The sequence below is a fragment of the Butyrivibrio sp. genome (assembly GCF_024699075.1).
In genome coordinates, this window is record NZ_JAILQF010000408.1 from 1 (window position 1) to 6,285 (window position 6,285).

The following is a 6,285-nucleotide window of genomic DNA, read 5'->3' on the forward strand; positions in this document are numbered from 1 at the left end:
CTTTTCAAGTTCATATATACCATTTCTGATAGAAGCCTGGCCGCAGTCACCGCCCTTAACAATAGTGCGAAGCTTAGTAATATTAAACTGTCTTGCATAAGCCTTTAAAACCTGGTCCCAGCCTTCGATACAGACAACTGCAATCTCATCTATTTCAGGATGATGTTCAAAAGCTTCCAAAGTATATACTATTACCGGCTTATCATTAATTGAGAGAAACTGCTTAGGAATATCCTGATGCATCCTCTCGCCGCTACCACCGGCTATTATAAGGGCTATTGTCATAAGTATGATCCTTTCGGGTTTTAATAGGAAAACCACAGGCTTTTTTTGTAAGTTTAAAGTCTATGGATTTATCTTATTATTGTTGACTGATTCTTTTTTAACAAAAGACATATTTATGAAGCCTGTCAAAAGCTTCCATAACCTTAGACTTTGGAAGAGCCAGATTCATTCTTATATGGCAAGGGCCTTCAAACTGCCTTCCATCCTGCCAGCCAACTCCAACTCTCCAGCCAGCATCAAGTACTTCCTGTATTCCTATATTCTTTGACTCACAATAATTGGTAAAATCCAAAAAGAGCATGTAAGTTCCCTGCGGCATAGATACTTCTACGCCTTCAAAGTTCTTCTTGATATAATCTACTGCCCACTTGCAGTTATCTTCTATGACAGTGCAAAGCTCTTCTTTCCATGCTCTTCCTTCATCACTATATGCACCAATAAGAGCATGCATAGACAGAACATTCATCTCATTATAATGAGTCAGCTCGCCGTATTTAGTGATCCTGTCACGAAGGTACTTGGAATAGATTATGTGATAGCTTCCGATAAGACCTGCAAGATTGAAGGTCTTACTTGGCGCATAAGCTCCTATTACGTGCTCTCTTGCAAAGTCATTGATCATAAGAAGCGGAATGTGCTTATATCCAGGCATTACTATATCGCACCAGATCTCATCACTTATTACATAACAGTCATTTCTCTCATAAACTTCAAGAGCCTTCTCAAGCTCCCATTTCTCCCATACCCTGCCTGAAGGATTGTGAGGAGAACAGAAAATAGAAAGATGGATATTGTACTTTTTGAGCTTCCTGTCCATATCCTCATAGTCCATACGCCATATGCCGTCCTTGTCACGAACAAGAGGGCTATAGATACTCCGCCTGCCAAGACCTTCTACATCTGATCTATAGCCAACATATACAGGAGAATGCAAGAGAATAAAGTCTCCGGGCTGTGACAGTACCTGAATTACTGATGTGCAGCAACCATGTACACCATTTTCATAGCCTATTTTATCCCTTGTAAGATCTTTAAATCCATGATTTTGTGTATGCCACTTGATTATGGAATCATAATACTTATCTGATGGCATATAATAGCCAAATGCAGGATGACTTACTCTTTCAATTATGGCATCTGTAATAGAAGGGCATGTGGGAAAACTCATATCTGCAACCCACATAGGAATAAAGTCATATCCCTTATCAGGCGCCTTGGGCGCAATCTTAAGATCGCTTGAGCCCACACTGTCTATTGCAAGTGAGTCCCTGCCACTTCTTTCAAGAAAAGTTGTAAAATCGTATTTCATGTATATGATCAAAATCCTTTCAATACTTATTTCTCAAACTTCGCACATATAAATTCGTAACTTTCCTTGCAATTTGATTATCTTAGGCAGTTAATAAATGATTTTCTTATCTTAAAAATCATATAATTCAAGGCTTGATATCTGGAGTTTTATATTCAGGGGTCCGAAACTCGCTTCGCTCAAACATGCGGACCCCAAGAAGAATATAAAACTCCATCTATCAAGCTCTTGAATTCAATAAGATTTTTAAAGAACTCGAAAATCCTTTATTAACTGCCCAAGATATCAAATTTGCAAGGATCTTAGATTGTTTATAAAGTGCGAAGTTTGAGTTTATAATATCATGTAGGTATAAAAAGTTCTCTTTTACTAAAACTCTTTTAGCTTCACGCAGGCCCCTTGAGCTCTTTTTTGAAGAATGGAAGTTTTGTAAAGCACACAGCTATCAAGGCTCCAATTAATGCTCCAAACGTATTGCACAAAAAGTCATCAATCTCAAATACACCAATATTAAACCAAAGCTGGGTATATTCTATTGTTAATGAGAATGCTCCCATTATAAATGTTATAAGGAGGACTCTCTTTACAGTTTTAAGATTTCTAAGTATTATACCAAGAATAAAAGCAGGGAACATGAGCATCAGAAGATTTTCAAATGCCAGCCACGCACGTTTCGGATCTCCTGCCTGCTTAAGCGTTGTATACCAATAGAATGGTTGTAATATTATCGATCTATATACAACCCGGTAGCTTCGCATCAAAATCGTCAGTGAATATACACCAAACATAAATCCAAAGAATATTGTAAGAAGAAGCCTGTCAGAAAATTTCCGCCCAGGTATAAGGAGTACTACCAAAAGACAAAATATGACCATGATGCTAATGGCAATATAACCAGAGCTGGTCATATACGAATAACTGAAGTGATTCTTAAGGTCACTTAAAATATAGTCCATGAAATAAACCCCTTAAACTTATAGCTAAGTCCCTATAGTGTCCCAGTTTTCTCAGATTCTTACTTTATATTATAGCACCCACGGGTGGTGTGCAAAATTGTTAATTGGACTTTGTTTTTGACATACCAGCAACATACCTGGGATTTCCAACTTCAAATTGGGCAGCTCTCCCTTCTGATCAAATTAATTATAATTCTTTTCTTGAGAACTTCGGGCCTTAATCCCAATAACCACATAATAGGTGATCATCAGCATCACAAATGCCCCAATCCATGCTGACACTTCAGACAAGGCAATACCTCTGAAGCTGTATCTACCTATAATAAAGCAAACACTAAGACGCATTATTACTTCCAAAGCCCCTGAAAGCATAGGCACAAATGTATTGCCGAGTCCCTGAACTGAATAGCGATATACAAACAGCCATCCAAGCGCGAAGATGCTGATCCCAAGAACAGGAAGAAATTCTTTGCAATAAGAGATGATCACAGGATCACTTAAAAAGATCCTTGCAAGCTGCTCTGGAAAAAGAATCTGCAAAAGAGCCAAAGGTATATTAATAATAGTAGAAAGTAAGAGTCCCTGTCTTACTCCCCTTCGTATTCTGTCGAACTTACCTGCGCCCATATTTTGCCCAACAAAAGTCATCATCGAAAGGCCAACTGACATGCCGAACTGCTCAAAAAGTGAAGCAAACTTCATGCACGCCGAATATGCTGCAACATATCCGCTACCCATAAGATTTACAAAGTACTGAAGTATAAGGCCACCGGCCGCTGTTATCGAATTCATAAAAGCCACCGGAATACCTATTTTCACAAGATCAAGCCCTATATTTGCGTCTGTATAGTCACCTAAATCATGGCGGTCCTTCTTATTAAAAATATCCAGCTTCCTGATCTTATAAAAGCAGTATATAAATGAGAAAACCTGAGCAAGAACAGTAGCAATAGCCGCGCCCGCAACTCCTATCTTAAGCCCCATAACAAAGAAAATATCCATCGCGATATTAGCAAGTGATGATATGATCATTGCTGATAAGGGAGTCTTGCTGTCTCCAAGCGACTGCAGGATTGTAATAGTCAGATTGTTCATTACAGTTATCACAATGCCTGCAAGAATGATAACAAAATAGATGTATGCATCTTTAATAATATCAGAAGGTGTCTGCATGAACACAAAGATCTTCTTAAGACTTATGATACAGACAACTGTCAATATTAAAGAGATGGTAATGCAAAGCCTCTTAGCGCCTCTAATATACGCTCTTAGAAGCCCATAATCTTCTTTTCCAAAGCTCTGGGAAAAGAGGATTCCAAAGCCCCTGGTCATACCTACTACAAATCCAAGTATCAGAAAGTTGAGCGTTCCAGATGCCCCAACTGCAGCAAGAGCCTTATCTGAAATCCCCTTTCCTACTATAATGCTGTCAACAAGACTGTATACCTGCTGAAATAAATTGCCCCATAAAAGTGGCAGAAAGAACAGTACGATCTGACTCATACTGTTCCCTGTTGTCATGTTCTTTGTATTGTTATCTTTTACTTTTTGCATATATACTTATCCAATTAATGCTTTCTTACCATGAAAATGATACCTACTCTATAGTGAAATATTCACCATCTGTTTTAATAGTAATAGTATCTCCAACATTAACCAGTATCATATCGATGACGTCTGCATAAAGCGCTTTGTAGATATTGTTATTTTCATCAACGATATAAATATAGGTATTACCGCTTTCTACAATACTTTCCTTTTTAGTAACAGTGATCTTTTTGCTCTCTGCATCAGATAGATCCTTGGAAACTGGTTTGGTATCTGAAGCTTCTGTATTCTCAGAATTTGCTTCCTCTACTGATAATGTTCCGTTGAGAAGCGCCTTATAGTTAGCAATGCAATCCTCCTGATTTGTTGCAGTTGCAACCAAATTGTACTGCTCTACATTAACTGCAGCATACATCTTAACAAGACCGGCATTATCTTTTAAAACCATTATATAAGTTGGATTATTATCTACCAAAATAAGTGATGGAAAGGAGGCAACATAGCCTTTTTCCTGAACTTCACCCTCAGCTGCTGCCATAGCAGAAAACTCATCAGCGCCCGTGCATGGGATAAACAGCGTTTCTTCCGTTCTCTCATTTGAAAGAATGAATCCTATATTGGAACTGTCTGAGTTTAGAGAAGTGACACCTGTATAGATCCATATATCTCCATCTTTGGACACATATCCATAATCAGCACCTGAATCTGAAGATTCAGTAACCTTCTTACAGCCAACCTGACCAAATTTAGAATTCCAATAGCCGCCCTTAAGCTGAGCATAATAATTGTACTGCGTGCAAATAAGATCTCCATCAAATACGACATCTACCCATGTCGGGACCTCATCAAGACTAAGCTTTTGCATTTCGCCATTAAAAGGATTAACAAGTATACATCCAGTTACCTGCTTACCATCAAATAGTCCAAATTGCTGCTCGTATACAGAATATACGTACCAAGGCGTTCCCTCTTCATCTATCTCAAAATGACCATTTGAAAAAATCGTGGTAGGATAAGCAAATCTTACATGACGTTTTAAGTTCTGGCTAAAGCGTGCTGATGGAACATATTTCATTCCTTCATCTAGAGCAACATAATCAGCATCCATCTTGACCGGATCAACAGTTACATATCCGGGGATACCTGCATCTTTATTCTTCAACCATTTGAAAAAGCCTGCATACCTAAGAGGTGCAACTTTAATAGGACTTCCCTGATAGTCAATCTGAGTATAACCTGCGACATCATACTGGCTGACAACATTTGATAATGCACCTATCTCTCTGTCACCAAGCTTTTCTGCTGAACTTGTGTCCATAAGCGCAATTGAGCTTGTGCCTTCTACAGAAGGAATTGCCGATACATCAGACTCAGTTACTGTTATAAGTTCACTATATTTTTTGGAAAAAAAGATCTTGTCTTCAGCAAAAAAAGATATAACAAACATCAGGACAAATATCACAAATGCCACCATATATCCATTAACTTTAAACATGCCTTTTATTAAAGACATTTCATAATTATCATTAGAGCGCTTGTAAGAAGCAACACGAAATCTTCTATTATTCTGTTTCTTTTGAAATCCGCCCTGTTCTTTTCTATTTAAAATACTCTCCACCATACCATAAAATATGGCAACTGTTATCGCAAAAAACCAAAGCCCTTCGCTGTGAATGTTAAGAGCCGGTGTGGTCTTGTAATACCACAAAGGGATAAAAATCAAGGTTGCTATTCCGCAAATAATATGCTTTCTCATAAAAAATTCCTCCATATCAGTACCCTGTCAAATGATATTATATTTAATCTAAAATCATTTGCGCAGAATACTAGGATATATTAACACATTTTATGTAGCTGGGGATGTAAAAGAGGAGTTGGGATTCGAAATGAGTGGTATTTATTTGACGCGCGTCAAATAAAACTGAAGTATTACTAATTCTATGATCATGTCAAAATAGAAATCTCCAAGGCTTCACTCAGGTGTAGTCTTGGAGAATAATAGCATAAGGTAATGTTAAAAAATTATAATCACGATCACATCACTACCATTCCTTTATAGGAAGCAATCCCGCCTATACTCTTGGCATTCTTGTAGCCAAGCATTTTCATCTTGCTGACAGCCCTGCGACTTCTTGTTCCTCTAAGACAATATACATACACCGGCGCTTCACGGTCAGTGATCACCTT

At 38.0% G+C, this 6,285-nt stretch carries 5 protein-coding genes; all 5 read right to left on the minus strand.

Annotated elements, in window-relative coordinates; all coding sequences use genetic code 11:
- Window positions 1-285, minus strand: a 285-nt coding sequence (locus K6G87_RS16330) for an IspD/TarI family cytidylyltransferase (RefSeq protein ID WP_296839649.1), incomplete at its 3' end; no start/stop codon positions are given.
- A gap of 97 nt (window positions 286-382) precedes the next feature.
- Entirely contained in the window at window positions 383-1,594 is a 1,212-nt protein-coding gene (locus K6G87_RS16335) for a MalY/PatB family protein (RefSeq protein ID WP_296839651.1), read from the minus strand.
- Between the two features lie 386 nt (window positions 1,595-1,980).
- Entirely contained in the window at window positions 1,981-2,550 is a 570-nt protein-coding gene (locus K6G87_RS16340; protein ID WP_296839654.1) for a VanZ family protein, read from the minus strand.
- 183 nt (window positions 2,551-2,733) lie between these two features.
- Complete coding sequence (locus K6G87_RS16345) at window positions 2,734-4,104, minus strand: MATE family efflux transporter (protein ID WP_296839655.1); 1,371 nt, start codon at window positions 4,102-4,104, stop codon at window positions 2,734-2,736.
- Between the two features lie 43 nt (window positions 4,105-4,147).
- Window positions 4,148-5,854 (minus strand): hypothetical protein, encoded by a 1,707-nt coding sequence (locus K6G87_RS16350; protein ID WP_296839657.1) that lies wholly within the window; start codon window positions 5,852-5,854, stop codon window positions 4,148-4,150.
- Window positions 5,855-6,285 lie beyond the last annotated feature (431 nt).

Excerpts from the sequence above, each read along its gene's own strand:
- K6G87_RS16335 (WP_296839651.1), bottom strand. The coding sequence starts at position 1,594 with ATGAAATACGATTTTACAACTTTTCTTGAAAGAAGTGGCAGGGACTCA.
- K6G87_RS16340 (WP_296839654.1), bottom strand. The coding sequence starts at position 2,550 with ATGGACTATATTTTAAGTGACCTTAAGAATCACTTCAGTTATTCGTAT.
- K6G87_RS16345 (WP_296839655.1), bottom strand. The coding sequence starts at position 4,104 with ATGCAAAAAGTAAAAGATAACAATACAAAGAACATGACAACAGGGAAC.
- K6G87_RS16350 (WP_296839657.1), bottom strand. The coding sequence starts at position 5,854 with ATGAGAAAGCATATTATTTGCGGAATAGCAACCTTGATTTTTATCCCT.